A 16,087-nucleotide genomic window follows, 5' to 3' on the forward strand; every position below is an offset into this window, starting at 1 on the left:
GGAACAGGAATTGCTACCATGAATCAGTGCGGAAAGAAGAAGCCGGAAGACCTTCTACATTATAAAGTTCGCCTGTCGCCCAGTCCTTGAAGGCATAGCGAATGGCAACCGGAACAGGTACACGCTTGCTGCAAACCAACACCGCACTGCCTTTAATTACTGCATTTGCGGGATAAAACACCCGATCCGTTCCAGCCACTTCAAATTGCGTCAGGGTCTTCCCAAAGCTGGTTAGCCCAAGAGGCACATTCCTGAATTTCAAACTGACCGTATCGTGGCTCAGTTTCATCGATTCATATTCGGGACCACGGACAGCAAATGCTTTTTTGCCATAGGTGTTCGATAGCGCCCAAAAAGCCAATCGCTGGCCGATAATGGTCTTGTCCGGCGGATGAATGTTATGGGCTTCTCCTCCATCTATCGATACCACCATACCTGAATTGGGCTGCAGGTCCATCAGTTTCAACTGCACTTCCCGGAAGCGGGGAGCCAACACAGCCTGTTGCCCCGGATATTGCATCGGGGCAATCTGTACATAGTAAAAAGGCCATTCCCCTATCCCCCAGTGCTCGCGCCAGGATTTCAGCATAGCCGGCTGCAGACGCAGGTAATCCTCATAGTTATACCGGTTCTGCTCACCCTGGTACCAAAGAACTCCGGCCATTCCATAACCGCATAAAGGTGCAATCATCCCATTAAACAGGCTTCCTGGCACCTGGTGCACAGCCTTACCAATAGCCCTGTCATTTTTCAATTGCTCAGCAGTCATGGCTTCCTTCAAAGCACTTTCATCCATCCAGGCTTCGATCGGTGAACCGCCCCAGGTCGACTGGATCAGACCTACCGGCACCTTCAGATGTTCAGACAGAAAGCTGGCGAACTGATAACCTGCAGCACTGAACTCGCTCACCGAAGCCGCATCAGCTTCCTGCCATTTGCCCTTGACCTCAGTCATGGCCTTTGCTGCATATTGTCTTTCTACATGGAAAAGCCTAATCCTGGGATTCGGCGATTTTAGCAGCAGTTCCGCAGCATCCCGGATCGGCGAATTGGCATAACCTTTTACAGGCATGTCCATGTTCGATTGGCCAGAACAGAGCCAGACCTCTCCAATCAGGATGTTACTGAGCTGCAATTGGTTTTGCTGACTGATCCGGATGGTATACGGACCACCTGCTGCGGGGGTAGGCAATTGCAATAACCAGCGGCCCGACGTATCGGCTGTCACACGGTACCTTTTCCCATCCCAGGAAGTCTGCACATTTATCGCCTTTCTACCCTGCGCCTTCCCCCAAAGCTTTACATTGCTCTTTTGCTGGAGCACCATCCCATCTGAAAAAAAGGAAGGCAACGTGACCTGCGCAGTGGCAGTCAGAACAGCGAATAAACAGAGGAGCAGCAGGGAAGGATATTTCATGTTATTTCTTTTTAAAAGTCAGTTTACCAATTACAAGTGAAGATACCAGGATCACCAGGCCCACAACCACCACAACCGTCGAAAAACGTTCAGCCAGCATGCCCAACCATGCGATACCAAGCCCCACCACACCCATAGAGAGTGCGATAACGCGGATTCCGAAAATATTCTGCTGCTCGGCATCCTGATGTAATGCCACATGCTCCACCGGCCGCAATGCTTCCGCCTTCCTATGCGCTTCCATCTCCTCTACTTTCTCTGAAACCTGGCCTTTCGAGCGGTACCAAAGCTCATATAAAGCCAGGATCAGTATGGGAATTCCCATGCCCAGAACGGTTTCCATGGTGCGGTTCAGCTTCAGGCCCAGCAGTGCCGGACTCAGCACTTTAAAGAACAGATTGATGAGCAGCGACAACAATGTTGCACTCACCACAGATGTACCTGTTTGTCTTTTAGAAAACAAAGTCCAAATGATCGGTGCGAACAAAGCACCCCCTGCTATGGAGGCGGTACTGAGTACCACTTCTACAATACCACCTGCACTCGGTATCCAAATGGCCACGCCAATGGTTGCCACGCCAAACAGCAAGGTAAAAAAGCGGGCCATGAGAATCACTTCCCTTTCCTGCGCGGCGGGCCTAAACAGGTTTTTATAAATGTCCTGCGCAAATACAGTCGCCGCCATATTGATCGTCGTATTCGCCTTGCTCGAAGTGGCGGAAACCATTCCGGCAAGTACCAGGCCGATCAGTCCTGCCGGCATCACCTTTTGGATCAGCATCATATACGCATCCTCTGCTTCCAGTCCCTGCAGGTTGGGATTGATGATCCGGTAGATCATCGGCGGGATCATCCAGATCACCGGACTTACAAAATAGAGTATGGTAAAAATCCCCGCTACTTTTTTGGAATCTTTCTGGTTGGCTACACTGGTGTAACGCTGTACGTAAGCCCAGTTCCCACCTATGTAGAACGTCTGGTAAACCACAAAGGCCAGCATAAAGCCAAAGGTATAATCATCATTAAAGGGCTCAAAAAATCCGGAAGGTGCTTTGTCTATCAGGTTATGCACTCCCCCAATCTCCGCAAAGGAAATCGGGATCACGATCAGCACTGCTGCCGATAGGATCACAAATTGCACCACATCGGTCACCAATACCGCCCATAGCCCGCCCGCAGCTGTATACAACACAATGATCAGCCCAATGATCAGGATACACCAGTTGACGGGCAATGCGGTCGCCACATGCACCATTTTGCCTACGGGATACAATACTGCAGCTGTCGTAAATAAACTGAGCAGCAAGGTCATATAGGTATAGAACTGCTTTTCCTTCGCTCCAAAACGTTTCCCGATATATTCTGCGGCAGTGGCCACCCCGGTCTTCTTCCATTTAGCAGCAATGAAGATCGTAACGATCAGGCCGCTGATGGCCATGGTCAACTGGATGGCATTGGCCACCAGGCCATGCTTATAGGCAATGGAGCCCCAGACTACGAAGGTTCCGGCAGAGAAATAGCTGATGAACAGGGAAAGACCATTGATCCACCAGGGGGTTTCGCCCCCGGCTTCAAAAAATGCCTGCCCGTTCTTGCTGCCCACCCGGGTAAAGGTCAGCCCTATAGCAAAGATCAGCAGGGCAAAGACCCCCATTACTATAAAATCAAGTTGTACCATATTTGGTTGTTATTTGTGGTTTAAATGGTCAATTTCGCCTATGCCTTGTAACAGCGTACTGCAAAAATAGCTGCGGGAACATGAACCGAAGGATGTTTCAGTTGAATTGTTACTTTACGCGTCTGCAAGGGGCGCGCGAAGCTGATCCTGTTCCTGCTTTGGTAATTTCCTTTCTTGCTGTACACTTCGTTCCCAAACTCATCCAGTATGCGGTATTCCTGCACACAAAATGGCATCGCGCGCTCAGGGTGCCCCATCAGCACAGATTCCATCGGATGGTCAAAATCAGTATCAAACCAGAGGTCGATATGCGAAATATATTGCATATTGTCCCATTCCAGTTGCAGTTCCGGTGCAGGATCACCTGGATCAGCTACCCAGGCATTTGGTGCTACAACAGGCCGATCTGTTCCGTTTCTGATGTTTGTTGCAGCAAATAAACCTGCGGTGACCTCCTCGGTCTGAACACAAAGGTTTTGACCATTTGGTCTGCGCTGCGGGCACCAGAACTCAAAAGCATCTACACCGGAATCTTCCGTTGGCGACTGCTTCCCATAATTGGATACTGCCTTATTGATGGTATTGAAAACTGACAGAATACCTGTCACGCGTTTTTCTGTAATCCCCAGTTGTATTTGCGCATTGGATTCAAACTGAAGGAAGACGTAAGCGGCCTCGCTGAGCGAAGTACTGAAATCCAGCCGCAAGGTTTGCTGTCCTTTTTTCAACGAAAACTGCTGCTCACCAAGCTCCAAGTCCGGTGTAAAATTCCCGGCCCTTTGCGTTCCACGTAAGCGAACGGTCAGCACTGTATCTTCCAATAGATTGACTTCCGCCTGAAAAACAGGAACAGTCCCAGCTTGCAAAGGGAACAGTTGCGCAGAGGGAATGTCCAGTGTTTTCCAGTTTCCTTCATGAGAAAATCCCCGAAACTGCAGTTCGGTTGATGCAGAGATCCGGGCCTGCACCACCAGGTCATCATTACCAGTTACTTTTAAGCCCGGTATGTAATGCCCGTTTTCCAGCAATTGCTGCTGTAAGGCAGCAATCTGAGCTTTGGAAATGATCTCCTCAGGTAATAGCCTTTTAGCAGTACACAGTGCGGCAGCCATTCCTGCTGCCTGCCCCACGTAAGCACTTGTCGCCATCACCCGGGTGGCACCAAATGCCACATGGCTCACGCTGATGATCCTGCCGGTCAGGAATAAGTTCCGGATGTTTTTACTGTATAGAGAACGGTAAGGGATCTGGAAAATCCCCTTACTATGCCATTGGTTACAGCCTGGCCGCTCACTGTACACCCCGTCTGCCGGATGCAGGTCTATCGACCAGCCTCCATAAGCTACCGCATCTTCATGCTCACGCTGCTCGATCAGGTCTTGCTGCCGCATCATATAATCGCCTTCAAAACGGCGACTCTCCCGCTTTCCGGGGATAGTACCCACCCATTCCAGGGTCAGGTTTTCAGCCTCCGGAAATTCTCCGGAGTTCTTGATGTGGTTCCAGATGCCATACACCACCTTCCAGAGTTCCCATTTTATTTTCTCGGTATCGTGAACAGTATCCAGCCTCCCGCCATATTCTACCCACCAGAGTTTACAACCAAATTCTTTGGCATTGAAACTCCGGTAACGGGGAATTTCTTTGATGTCCTGCAGGGCAAAGGAAGGAGCTATGAACTCTACCGGTTTACCGGCATCCTTACTGTAAAAATAAAGGGAATGCCCCAACAAGGAACCATATTCTTCGCTTGGCGCCATTTTCTCTCCAAATTCTTCCTGGCGTTCTGCACCCATGCGGAAAGCGGCACCCGACAAAAAACCAACAATACCATCCCCTGAAGCATCACAAAATAATGGCGCTGTAAGTTCGTAACTGGTAGAGTTCTGACTGCAAAATGCAGAGATGGAACTGATCGTGTCCGCATCCTTTTTCTTCAGGTCGTATACCGCAGTATTGAGCAGCAACTGAATATTGGTTTCCAGCTTCACCTTGTCCAGCAGGATCAGGTCGAAGATCATGGGATTCCCCTCCGGATTGCGATAAGTATTTTCCACCAGGAGCTCATCAATGACCCCTCCCTCGCGGGACCAGCGGTTGTTGTTGCCCATATGGGAAGTGGCACCAAGCACCCATAGCCTCACCTCGCTGGAGGCATTACCACCCAGTACAGGCCTGTCTTGTACCAATAACACTTTGATACCTTGTCTGGCCGCCGTAATCGCGCAGCAAACGCCGGAGAGTCCTCCGCCTACAACAACCAGGTCGGCGCGCAGCTTGATTTGATTTAAAACTCTTTTTTCTGAAAACTCTTCTCGTTTCATGGATATCTGAATACAGGATAATAGATTCGGGCACCTATTTGGTAAAATGTCCGATTGATTGATCCAAAGATATTCAGGGACTGCCTAGTCCAAGGGCAACAAAACAAATAAATTGCACTGAAACCGTTCCCAAGAATTGGGAACGCTCCCGAAAACTCCCAATATCAACTTTCTTCCCGGACGGTCGATGTCCTCACGATCAGCTCAGCATCCAGCGTCCTGATAATGGGCTTCCATTGCGCCACATCCTTGTCCATAAGGCCCAGCAGCAGTTGCATTGCCGTTCGCCCGATCTCCTTTACCGGCTGTGAAACCGTCGTCAGACCAGGTTCTATAAAATTCGAACCATAGTTGTTGCTAAAGCCCACCACCGCAATGTCTTCCGGAATGCGTTTCCCCAGCTTCTTGATCACTTGTATGGCTTCTATAGCAGCAGGGTCATTGATGGCAAAAAGTGCATCTGCAGGGTTTTCGAGTTCCAGCAGGTATTTGATGTAAATTTTCACCTTACTCAAGCTCAGGTCGTAATAAATGATCAGGTCTTCGTCTATCGCGATGTTGTGCTTTTTCAGTGCATCTTTATAACCGTTGAGCCGCTTCCTGCTGATCAGCAATGAGGGCGGACCCGCCAGGTGTGCTATCCTTTTCTTGCCAATGTTGATCAGGTGCTCTACGGCCATGAAAGCGGCCTCATAGTCATTCACCACGACCTTGGGTACCATCATCTCTTCACACACCCGGTTGAAGAACACGATCGGAATTCCTTTACGCTGAAAAACCTTCCAGTGGTCGAAGTTCATGGTTTCCTTACACAGTGAAACCATCACACCGTCTACCCTGTTGGCCAGCATTACCTTGGAATTGGCTACTTCAGTTTCATAACTTTCATTACACTGGGAAACCAGCACACTATAGCCTTCCTTCACCGCTTCCTCCTGTGCGCCTACGACTACCTGTGGAAAAAAAGAGGTGATGAATTCCGGGAGAACGATGCCGATGGTCTTCGTCTTATTGGTCATCAAACTGATAGAAAGCATGTTCCGCTGGTAGTCCAGTTTTTCTGCAAGTGCCAGCACCTTTTCCCGGGTTTCCCTCTTTACATTCGGATGCCCGGTCAGGACACGTGAGACGGTAGACTTGGAAATGTTCAGCTCATTGGCGATGTCAACGATGGTGGTTTGGTTACTTTTCATGGCTATCTGAATATCAAAGTAACAAATTTACTTTAAAAACAGCAGTACTTTCATCCGAAAGCACTGCTGCTACCTAATAGAACCATTTTTAAAATGTTTCGCCAAATCCTGGCAACCAACCAGGATCAGTTTCTTAAATACTGCCTTTTCATCACCCCCATTCAAAATTATTTCCGCTCGTTAAACACCCCAAATTCGGCAATGGACGGTGTGTTCCGGAACTGTAGGAATTTAATCCGCAACTTCTCCCCCCATTTACGGTCAAAACGTTGTGTAATCATTCTTTCTGTATTTTTTGCCTGAACCAATGGATACCATTTGTTGTTGGCGTAATATTCCAGCTCATACGTAATCGCATTGGCTTTCGCCATGGTAATCACCACCGTGTTGAAAGCTTTCTCCTTACCCAGGTCCACTTCAAACCATGGGCTCTTCACAGAAGGGTGCGAGTACCAGTTGGTCCCAAAATTGTCATCAGTAGCAAAATCCATGATCGACATATCATAACTCCAGCTGGAATTGGCCGCTGCCCTTTTAGCAATATTGGAGGAAATCACAGGCGGTTGAGCTTTCGGAAATTTGGGCAGCGAAGCTTGCGGCTTGTACAATTTCCCAATCTCCTTCAGCGCCAGAAGCGCATTCTCATCAATCAGTCCGTCACGGTTGGGTGCCACATTCAGAATGAAATTACAATAAATCTGGTTATAAGGCACAGCATTGTCGTTCACCATCGACTCTGGTGTTTTCACCGCTGTCGATGGAAAAGAGGATTTCCAGAACCAATTGGCCTGCAAAGGAAGACAAGCCAATGCCGGCAGTTTATTGTTTTCTTTAGAAATGTGCTGTCCGGCACCTTGCTCATAAGATTTGATATCGGTATAAAACAAGGTCTCTGATGGATATTTCGCCGCATTAAGGTCCATCACCAGGCAGTTGGGCTGGATCGATTTAATCAGGTTATATATTTCCTCAAAAGGCACATCATCATAGGAAATTCTGGACCATGGGGCATCCCATCCATCGATGATCAGCGCCGATACATCTCCATAATTCGTGAGAAGCTCAGTCAACTGGGCCTTCACCATTTTAATATGTTCCGGCGTAATCTGTCCCGGGCGCAGTTTGTGGTGGGTATCCAAAATGGAATAGTATAGCATCACTTTCAATCCCGCCTTACGGAAAGAGTTCACATATTCCTTTACTACATCGCGCTTCAGCGGACTGTTCATCACGTTGTAAGGGGTTGTCTTGGTGTCCCATATCGCGAACCCGCTATGGTGCTTGGTCGTCAAACAACCGTAAGTCATATTGGCCGACTTCGCAGCCTGGGCCCACTGATCGGTATTTAGTTTTTTTGGATTAAAAATAGCAGGGTCGGCATCCGGGTCTGCCCAGTCATCTTCCATATAGGTAGGGATATTATAATGAATAAACATCCCAAAACCCAGGTCGACGAACTGTTGCTGAAGTTGTTCCAACGGCAATTGTGTACCCTTTGGCACCTGGGCCGACACCGACTCCGGAGCAAGCGTAATGCCCGCAGATAATGTGATTACGGTCATCAATAAATAACCTAACTTTTTTGTTTTCATTTTGTATGTGGTTTTATGAGTGTTCAAGTCTTATTGCCTCCAAAAGGTGATTTCGCTAAAATTACTGGTATTGCTGCTGTTACTTGCAACTTTTATGATTTTTAGCCTGATATATCTGATGTTCGCATTAGTTGGATCCAGCTCAACCCGGTATGGCGCAATACCATCACCTGTCCTTACCACACGCTTCAACAGCGTCCAGTTTTTGCCACTTCCTGTATAGGGCAATACAAGAGGCGCAGCAGCCAGGTCATCTATACCCCAGATCTCAAATTCTATCGGATTATGGTATCCGCTAGACCTTCCCATGATTTCAAAATCTGACAGACCAGTGTAGGTCTGACCCAGATCAATGGTCATATAATGCGGAAGGTTCATCGTATTGCTATGAAAGATACTTGGATAGTCCGTCGGCGCCGTATTACCATTCCAAAGCTGACTTACCGAAGTCTCTCCAGTATAGGTTCCCACATCATTGCTGAGTTTCACTTCCCTGAACAAGGCTTTGTTCAACGGTGCTTTGATATTGGCCAATACACTAAAATCAGTGGGATGAAAAGTATCAATTGCACCACGAACCGGGATATAGCTCGATTGGTAACGAACAGTAGTGCCGGTTTTATAGCCCTCCAACTTAATGCTCTCCTGTTCTGGCAGCAACTTCAGCATCTTTTCTGTTCCGTTTACCTGGGTATAGAATACCTGGGTTTCGGTATTAATGGTATCAGGCTCCATAAAATTTAAGGTCAGATCGTTCCCCTCCAACACGTAAGGCGTAGTAGTATTCAAAAACCGGTTGGTTAAACTGGCTTTATAACTGTCTCCATATACCTTAATGTTGTTCAGGTTTACGGGCACTGAGCGGTTCCCTTTCTGATCGTAGGAATACACAGTAAAAGAATAACTGTATTCCACCAAATTCGTAATCACTACTTCCACCTTGCCTGATGAAACTTGAGGGGCTGCAATTTCCAGCGAATCTGCTCCATTATTCCAGAAAATCCGGTACTTTTCTACTGTAGGGTCCGGACTCGGTGTCCAGCTTAGCTTTACCCTGTAGTTGCCCGGTGCTGCTCCCATTGCGTTGGGAAAACCGGGGTAGACCTTTTCTTTGTTACCCAGATAATCCTGGTAACTGGTCGCGTCCTTACTGCAACTATCTATGAGCAGCATCAGGCCGAAAACTGCGGTTAAACTATATATATTGAATTTCATTTCCAATCTCATTTAAAGGTTAAAGACTAATTGTTGGTGTTTCCCCAAAAGGACAATTCTGTCACATGCGCAAAATCTGCATTTCCCCAGGTACTGTTTACGGCAAGCCTGATGAACCTGACCCGAGGTGCCTGAAGAGAGATGTTGAACTCAAATCCTGCATTGACTGCAGCAAGGTCTAATGGTGTGGTCTGCCCGGGCAAATTGCCTGAAGGCGGTGGTGGACAGTTGAAGTTACCCAGGTTTACCCAGTCACCCACTACATCACCCACGTTAGACACCACAGGAAGTTCTGCATCTCTAGGTGCAGCCAGGGCCGAACCCCAAAGTGTCCAGGCTTTTGGATTTCCATGACCATAGGAGTAGTCATTGCCATAGGCTTCTCCGCGCTGCCACATTTTATAACGGCTCAGTTTAACCAATGCACCCATACTGAACGTACAGATCTGCAAAGGTTTGCCCTGACCTGCTTCTGTATGCCATCCCGGGTCCAGATGGTTATCATCCCACAATCTGGTGGTATTCCAACCTAAACCTGTAGCTCCTAAAGGAGAGTCCGTGGCCAGCCTATACTCAGAAAATCTGTTCTTTGGGACCAGGATCTCATAGATTGGATTGATCTTTTTGATCAGGGTATCAGAAATGTTGCCCCAGCGATCTGTGATGTAAACCCCAAAATCTCTGGCAAGGGTATCGAAACCCCGCACACTGAAATTGATATTTTCCGCCTGCGTGTAATATTGTTCCACCGGCAGCATTCTTCCACTGGTCTTATCGGTACTGATCACAATCACACCAATCGCCTGTTTGTTCGGATTCCTTGCCGATATGTTGACACCCCCAAAGTCGCGTTCCATCGTCACTGTCGGATAGGAAAGCAGGTAGGCCGGCGTTTCAGGATGTACTTTGACAGTCACCGGATCCGATTTCACATCAGCTCTGGATACTGCGTACAAGGTCACCTCATACTCGGCACTGATCCTGAATCCTTCTACACGAATAGTGTCCTTATAATAAGAGGCTTTAGATTGACGCATGACCTGGTCGTTGATCTTATATTCTGCCAATACATAGAGCAGGTTTTCAGTCTTCGGAAGGGAATACGAAATCACTGCCCCTCCTGAAAAGTTGGCTACTTTAACATTGGAGACCGCTGTAGGTTTGGTCTTATCGCCAGAGACAATGTCATTGAAACCCTCGCTTTCCTTACAGCCCGCCAACAAGAGCAGTACTGCAAAGCACATTAGTATATAATTCTGTAATTTCATGATATGAGCTATTTTATTTCAATTCTACCAATAAGGGTTCTGCACCAGATTCGGGTTCACGATGAGGTCATCGTACTTGATCGGCCATAAATAGTCTTTTAGACCAAACACCGGAATGGCCATCGTACGCTGACGATAATAGCCTTCCGCTGAAGCTTCCTGGATACTCCAGCCTTGTAAGGGGCTGCTCAATACCTGCTGCATGATCTTCCAACGCCGTAAGTCCCAGCCTGCCCTTCCTTCAAAACAAAGTTCTATACGCCGCTCTTGCTGGATGATTTGCCTCAGGCCTTCTTTGGAATTCGCCTTACCTGGATTGGAAGAAAAACCAGCCCATGAGGCCTGCACGCCCGGAATACCTGCGCGCTCCCGCACCTTGTCTATATACTTGTACACCTCTGTCCCAGGCCCATTGACTTCATTCATCGTTTCAGCATACATCAGGTATAAACCAGCCAAACGGATCAATGGCATACGAAATGCAGACTGGGTGACTTCGGCAGCAAATACAGACTGATATTTAACGAGTTTTTGTGGCCAGTAACCGGATACGTTTACACGGATATTATCCTTCGGACCGGCAATTGATGTCCCTCCTCTGGCCTGTACATACAAAAGGTTTTCTGGCGTGGTCTGGCCATTTCCAAAATAGTTACTTCCATCAAAGGCAAGGTCGGCATAAAAACGCGGCTCTCTGCCCATATGCATTTTGATGGTCTGGTAATCTTTTTTAAGGTAATATTGATCTGCATCTCCTGCGGCTTCTATGCTATACCGCCCACGGTAATCAAATGTTCTGTCTTCGTTGATGGGTACTCCATTTTTAGAGTAAAACAATTCGGCCATTACAATCGGAACAGCAAAATTACCTGGTGCCCCACCCAGGTTTTGCACCATGGCCGCAGTGAGCCTCGGCATTGCCATACTTTGATATCCGAAGGTGGAGTTCAGTGCCCAGATTACTTCTGGGTTTTGTTCCCAGTTTTCTGTGATGCTCTGCTTAATGTCCATCACAGTCTTCAAACGGCCTGGTAAAGCAGGCAGGTTTCCAGGTGCAATGAATTTATAAAGCGCAAAATTATTTACTTCCGCGGCTTCCACGGCTACCTTACAGGCCTGCATGGCTTTATTCCATTTCTCTGCACTGTAGGTCTGGGGAAATAAAAGCTCCCCATCAGGATTTTTAAAAGCTGCATAATCTGTATTGCCATTGAAAAACGGGCTGGCCTGGGTGGTCAGCACCTCTGCTTTCACAGCAAGGGCGATCACCTTTGTAATCCTTCCGAGACTCTGCGCCGGGTCTTCTATCGTTGTGGGTAAATCCACTGCAGCTTCATCCAACAGGCTCACGATGTAGTCAAAACCTGCATCTACCGGGTCGCGCTTTACCCTTACCTGTTCAGTATTGGCATCGATAGCGAGATTTTCTTTAATCAGGGGAATCGGTCCATACATCCTTAGTAAATAAAAATGGTAATAGGCTTTAAGGAATTTGACTTCAGCGATCCACCTGTTCCGTTCAAACTGAGGAAGGTCTTTGGGCTTATTGATGTTTTCTAAGAATATGTTGCACCTGCGTATGGCCTTAAAAATCGGCTGTCCCAATTGTTCTCCGTTCCAATAGTTCAATGCCGGACGGTCTGTCGTCTGTGTTCCTCTGATCAGGTGAAAGCCCTGCTCTGCATCCCGGCTGCCCAATGTAGGCTCAGTTAGCGTCGAAGGGAAAAAGAGTTCTCCGGATGAGGTAAAGGCAGCATCGCCCACACCAATATTGAGGTTCTGAAGGGTGGAGTAACAAGTGTAAAGGTAGTTTTCTGTCTCATTACGGTTCCTGAATGCGTAATCAATTGTGGCCACATTATCCGGCGTGACGTCCAGGTATTTTTTACAGGATGACAACAAGCTCAGTAACCCGGTCAATCCTATAAGGATGCGTATGGAAAATTTCATGTACATGATCTGTTAAAGGTTAACGTTGATGCCTATGTTGTAAACTTTTTGTATCGGATAGCTAAAACCATTGGAGGCCAGTTCCGGATCCCAGTCTTTATAGCGGCTCCAGGTCAATGGATTCATCGTGCTCAGGTAAATCCTGCAGTTCGACATGAACATTCGCTTCGCCGTCTTTTGAGGTAACGAATAGCCTACTTCCAGCGACTTTAAACGGATAAATGCACCGTCTCTCATCCACCATGAACTGGTCTGAAGGTTGTTGTTCAGATCAGTCGATGACACGCCCAACCTTGGGTATTTGGCATACATGTTCTGGTTTTCTTCTGTCCAGTGACTGTCTGCGAATGCCTGAAGCACCTGTCTGTTGTTCAAAAATGGACTAGTTTGCGAGGGATCGATAAAGAAAGAGGTACGACCTACACCCTGGAAGAAAGCGGAAAGGTCAAACTGTCTGAATGACATCGACAAGCCCATCCCATACACAATTTCCGGTGTTGAAGGCAGACCTAAAAATACCTGATCTGCTTCGCTGATCTTCCCATCATTGTTCATATCACGGTACTTAATGTCACCACCTTTTGGTGCTGCTGAACCGGCACCGAAAAGCTGGCTAGGTGAAGCTGCTGCCTCTGCATCATCTACAAAAAGACGCTCGGCAATGTAACCCCACCTTACACCTATCTTTTGTCCCGAAAGGATTCTCCACGGTTCTTTATAAGCAGGCTGCTCATAGGTTCCATATTTATTTTGCGAAAAAGTAAAGTTCGCACGTCCGGTGATGGAGAAATCTCTGCCCAGACTTTTGCTGTAATCTGCAGAAAGGTCCATACCACGTGAATCTGCAGTACCCAGATTTGCACTTACACCTGACTCAAGCCCCATGGTGGCCGGTACAGATGCCCTGCTCATCAGAATGTTGTAACGGTGCTGTTTGTATACCTCCGCAATTACATTAACACTGTTGAACAGGCTGAGCTCTAATCCAAGGTTGGTTTGCCTGGACGTTTCCCAGGTTACCGCATCATTAGCATAATTGGTAATGCTGACTCCAGGTCTGCTTACTCCGTTATTTTGCCCGAAATAGGCAGGATTACCCCCTGACAGGTTCACGTCCGAAAGGTAAAAGAAGCGTTGTGCGCCAATGGCATCATTTCCTACCAAACCATAGCTGGCCCGCAATTTCAACTTGTTCAGCACCTTGCTCAAACCTTCATTCCAGAATTTCTCGCGCGATACGATCCAGGATCCGCCAATGGTTGGGAAAAACCCAAACCGGTTTTGCGCGGCAAAACGTTCGGAACCGTTATAACCAAAGTTAAACTCCAGGAAATAACGCTGAGCATAAGAATAAGTCGCACGTCCGGAAACACCAAGGTTACGGAAGGGGAGCGACGATTGAAGCGTGGTCCCATTTGCATATAATCGTTGTTGACGTGTACCGATTAAGGTCGCGGCTATGTTGTGGTTTTTACCTAGGTCTTTCGTATAATCCAATACCCCCTGCAAGTATAAAAAAGTATCGATATCCTTGGCGCCGGGTTGAAAGTTAAGGTACTCCGCCGCCTGCCCCGGCTGGTTGTTGATCCAGTTCAGCGTATAGGAATTATTGAAACGGTCATAACCTGATACATTATAGAAGAAGGGATTGTATTGCCTCGATAAATCAAAATAGGAATACCTGTTGGTATTGAAAATTCCTCTGAAGTTGAGTCCCTTTGTCAGGAAATCCAGTTTCTGGTTCAGCTCCAACTGTGCCGACATCCTCGACCTCGAATAGCTCTTGAAACCTTTCATCAGGTCTGCATACGGATTGGAATATCCCGGAGTATTACCAGAACCGCCAAGCGGGGCATTACCAAATAGAATGTGTGTATCTATACCCAGTGCATTGTTATATGGATAAGAGGCAGGAAATAAAACCGGACTCGTATGTAAGGCTTTATAATACAGGTCAGAAGCAAATGAACCATCTGCCGTAATCGGCCCATTGTACTCATCAAAATTTCCCGAAAGCCTCAGCACCACCTCAGTTGTCGGCGTCACATTGATGTTTACGTTAGAACGCAACTGGTAATTTTCCAGTTTCACATTGTTGTTAAAGTTATTGATCGGACTTACTTTTAGGATACCGTTATCCAGATTATAGGACGTAGCAATATAATATCGCGCAATCTTACCTCCTCCGCTTACACTCCCATTCAGTCGCTGATTGCTCGTGCTTTTCTTGAAGAGTTCATCCAGCCAGTCTACGGCAGGGTATACGTATTTATTACTACCCGGCGCATTGTCAAGCGTCTGCTGTCTGTTGAAGATATCGTTTTGGGTATACGTTGGTACGCCGAGGGGATTTCTGGTCGTAATCGCCTCGTTATACATCTTCATGAAAGTAATGGGATCTGCCACTTCCAGACTTTGAGTGGCTTGCGAGATGGAATTCTCAAAACGCACATTTATTTTTGCCGGACCTTCGGCACCTTCTTTCGTAGTCACCAAAATCACTCCGTTCGCACCGCGTGCGCCATATAATGCAGTAGCACTGGCATCTTTCAGAATGGAGAAACTTGCGATATCATCGACTTGTAGCCTGGCCAGGTCATTGGCTGTCAACTCAATGTTGTCTACCAAAATCAAGGGGTCTTGTTTGTATCCAAAGGTCGTGACACCACGAATGAAGAAACTTGCATTGTCCATCCCAGGCTGTCCGCTTCTCTGATAGGCCACTATACCTGCGATTTGACCTGCCAGTGCGGTAGTCAGGTTACTGGAAGGGATCTTCAACTTTTGTGGATTGATACTCGTCACAGAACCTACAACGGCCTCTTTCTGCTCTTTCTTACCAAAAGCGGTGACCACCACCTCAGATAAGCTGGAATCATCGGACTTAAGTACTACTGTGATGGACAGATTCCTGGGATCCAGTGTGACTTGCCTGGATATAAACCCCACGGAACTGAAGATCAGCTTGGCATCAGGACCTACTGCAATGGCGAATTTACCATCTACATCTGTAACTGTTCCGATTTTCGTGTTTTGAGCCAGAACTACACTTACACCCGGAATTCCCACTCCAGTGGTGTCCGTGACTATTCCGGAAACTTTAATACTGTTTTGTTGTGCACTTGCTGGCAAGGCATAGGCCAGACAAAATAACATCAGACATAGGATCGCTTGTCCAATAAGATGAGGTCGCCACCGCATCCGGCTTTTGTAGAGTTTTATCATAATGTTTGGTTTAGGTTGTTGGTCGTCAGCGTAGACCAAATAGATTAAGCACTGATCATTTCAAAGCTAAAACGTTTTTTTCTGGGCTAAAATAAACGATCCATCAATACTGATGCATTATCCGATGATTTTTAATCAAAATGGCATTTAACTAAAGCGCCTCATTTATATATTTAAACAAAATAAAATCTCCTATAAAATGCTTTTATTTCCTAAAATACGCTT

At 47.2% G+C, this 16,087-nt stretch carries 9 protein-coding genes; all 9 read right to left on the reverse strand.

What is annotated here, in order from left to right:
• Positions 1-13 precede the first annotated feature (13 nt).
• Entirely contained in the window at positions 14-1,417 is a 1,404-nt protein-coding gene (locus tag WAE59_RS19040; RefSeq protein WP_337857567.1) for a sialate O-acetylesterase, read from the reverse strand.
• Position 1,418: 1 nt separating this feature from the next.
• Complete coding sequence (locus tag WAE59_RS19045) at positions 1,419-3,095, reverse strand: sodium:solute symporter family protein (RefSeq protein WP_337857568.1); 1,677 nt, start codon at positions 3,093-3,095, stop codon at positions 1,419-1,421.
• Positions 3,096-3,133: 38 nt separating this feature from the next.
• Positions 3,134-5,419: an FAD-dependent oxidoreductase gene (locus WAE59_RS19050; protein ID WP_337857569.1), complete on the reverse strand. Its 2,286-nt coding sequence runs from the start codon at positions 5,417-5,419 to the stop codon at positions 3,134-3,136.
• Positions 5,420-5,583: 164 nt separating this feature from the next.
• Positions 5,584-6,612 carry a LacI family DNA-binding transcriptional regulator gene (locus WAE59_RS19055; RefSeq protein WP_337857570.1) on the reverse strand — a complete coding sequence of 343 codons (1,029 nt, stop codon included), beginning with the start codon at positions 6,610-6,612 and terminating at the stop codon, positions 5,584-5,586.
• Positions 6,613-6,779: 167 nt separating this feature from the next.
• On the reverse strand, positions 6,780-8,204 hold the full coding sequence (locus WAE59_RS19060; RefSeq protein ID WP_337857571.1) for an alpha-L-fucosidase: 1,425 nt from the start codon (positions 8,202-8,204) through the stop codon (positions 6,780-6,782).
• A 30-nt stretch (positions 8,205-8,234) separates the two neighbouring features.
• Entirely contained in the window at positions 8,235-9,419 is a 1,185-nt protein-coding gene (locus tag WAE59_RS19065; protein ID WP_337857572.1) for a DUF4998 domain-containing protein, read from the reverse strand.
• A 26-nt stretch (positions 9,420-9,445) separates the two neighbouring features.
• Positions 9,446-10,687 carry a DUF4959 domain-containing protein gene (locus WAE59_RS19070; protein ID WP_337857573.1) on the reverse strand — a complete coding sequence of 414 codons (1,242 nt, stop codon included), beginning with the start codon at positions 10,685-10,687 and terminating at the stop codon, positions 9,446-9,448.
• Positions 10,688-10,711: 24 nt separating this feature from the next.
• Entirely contained in the window at positions 10,712-12,637 is a 1,926-nt protein-coding gene (locus WAE59_RS19075) for a RagB/SusD family nutrient uptake outer membrane protein (RefSeq protein WP_337857574.1), read from the reverse strand.
• Positions 12,638-12,649: 12 nt separating this feature from the next.
• Complete coding sequence (locus WAE59_RS19080) at positions 12,650-15,862, reverse strand: SusC/RagA family TonB-linked outer membrane protein (RefSeq protein ID WP_337857575.1); 3,213 nt, start codon at positions 15,860-15,862, stop codon at positions 12,650-12,652.
• Positions 15,863-16,087: the final 225 nt, after the last annotated feature.

Source organism: Pedobacter sp. GR22-6, from assembly GCF_037402555.1.
Classification (GTDB): domain Bacteria; phylum Bacteroidota; class Bacteroidia; order Sphingobacteriales; family Sphingobacteriaceae; genus Pedobacter.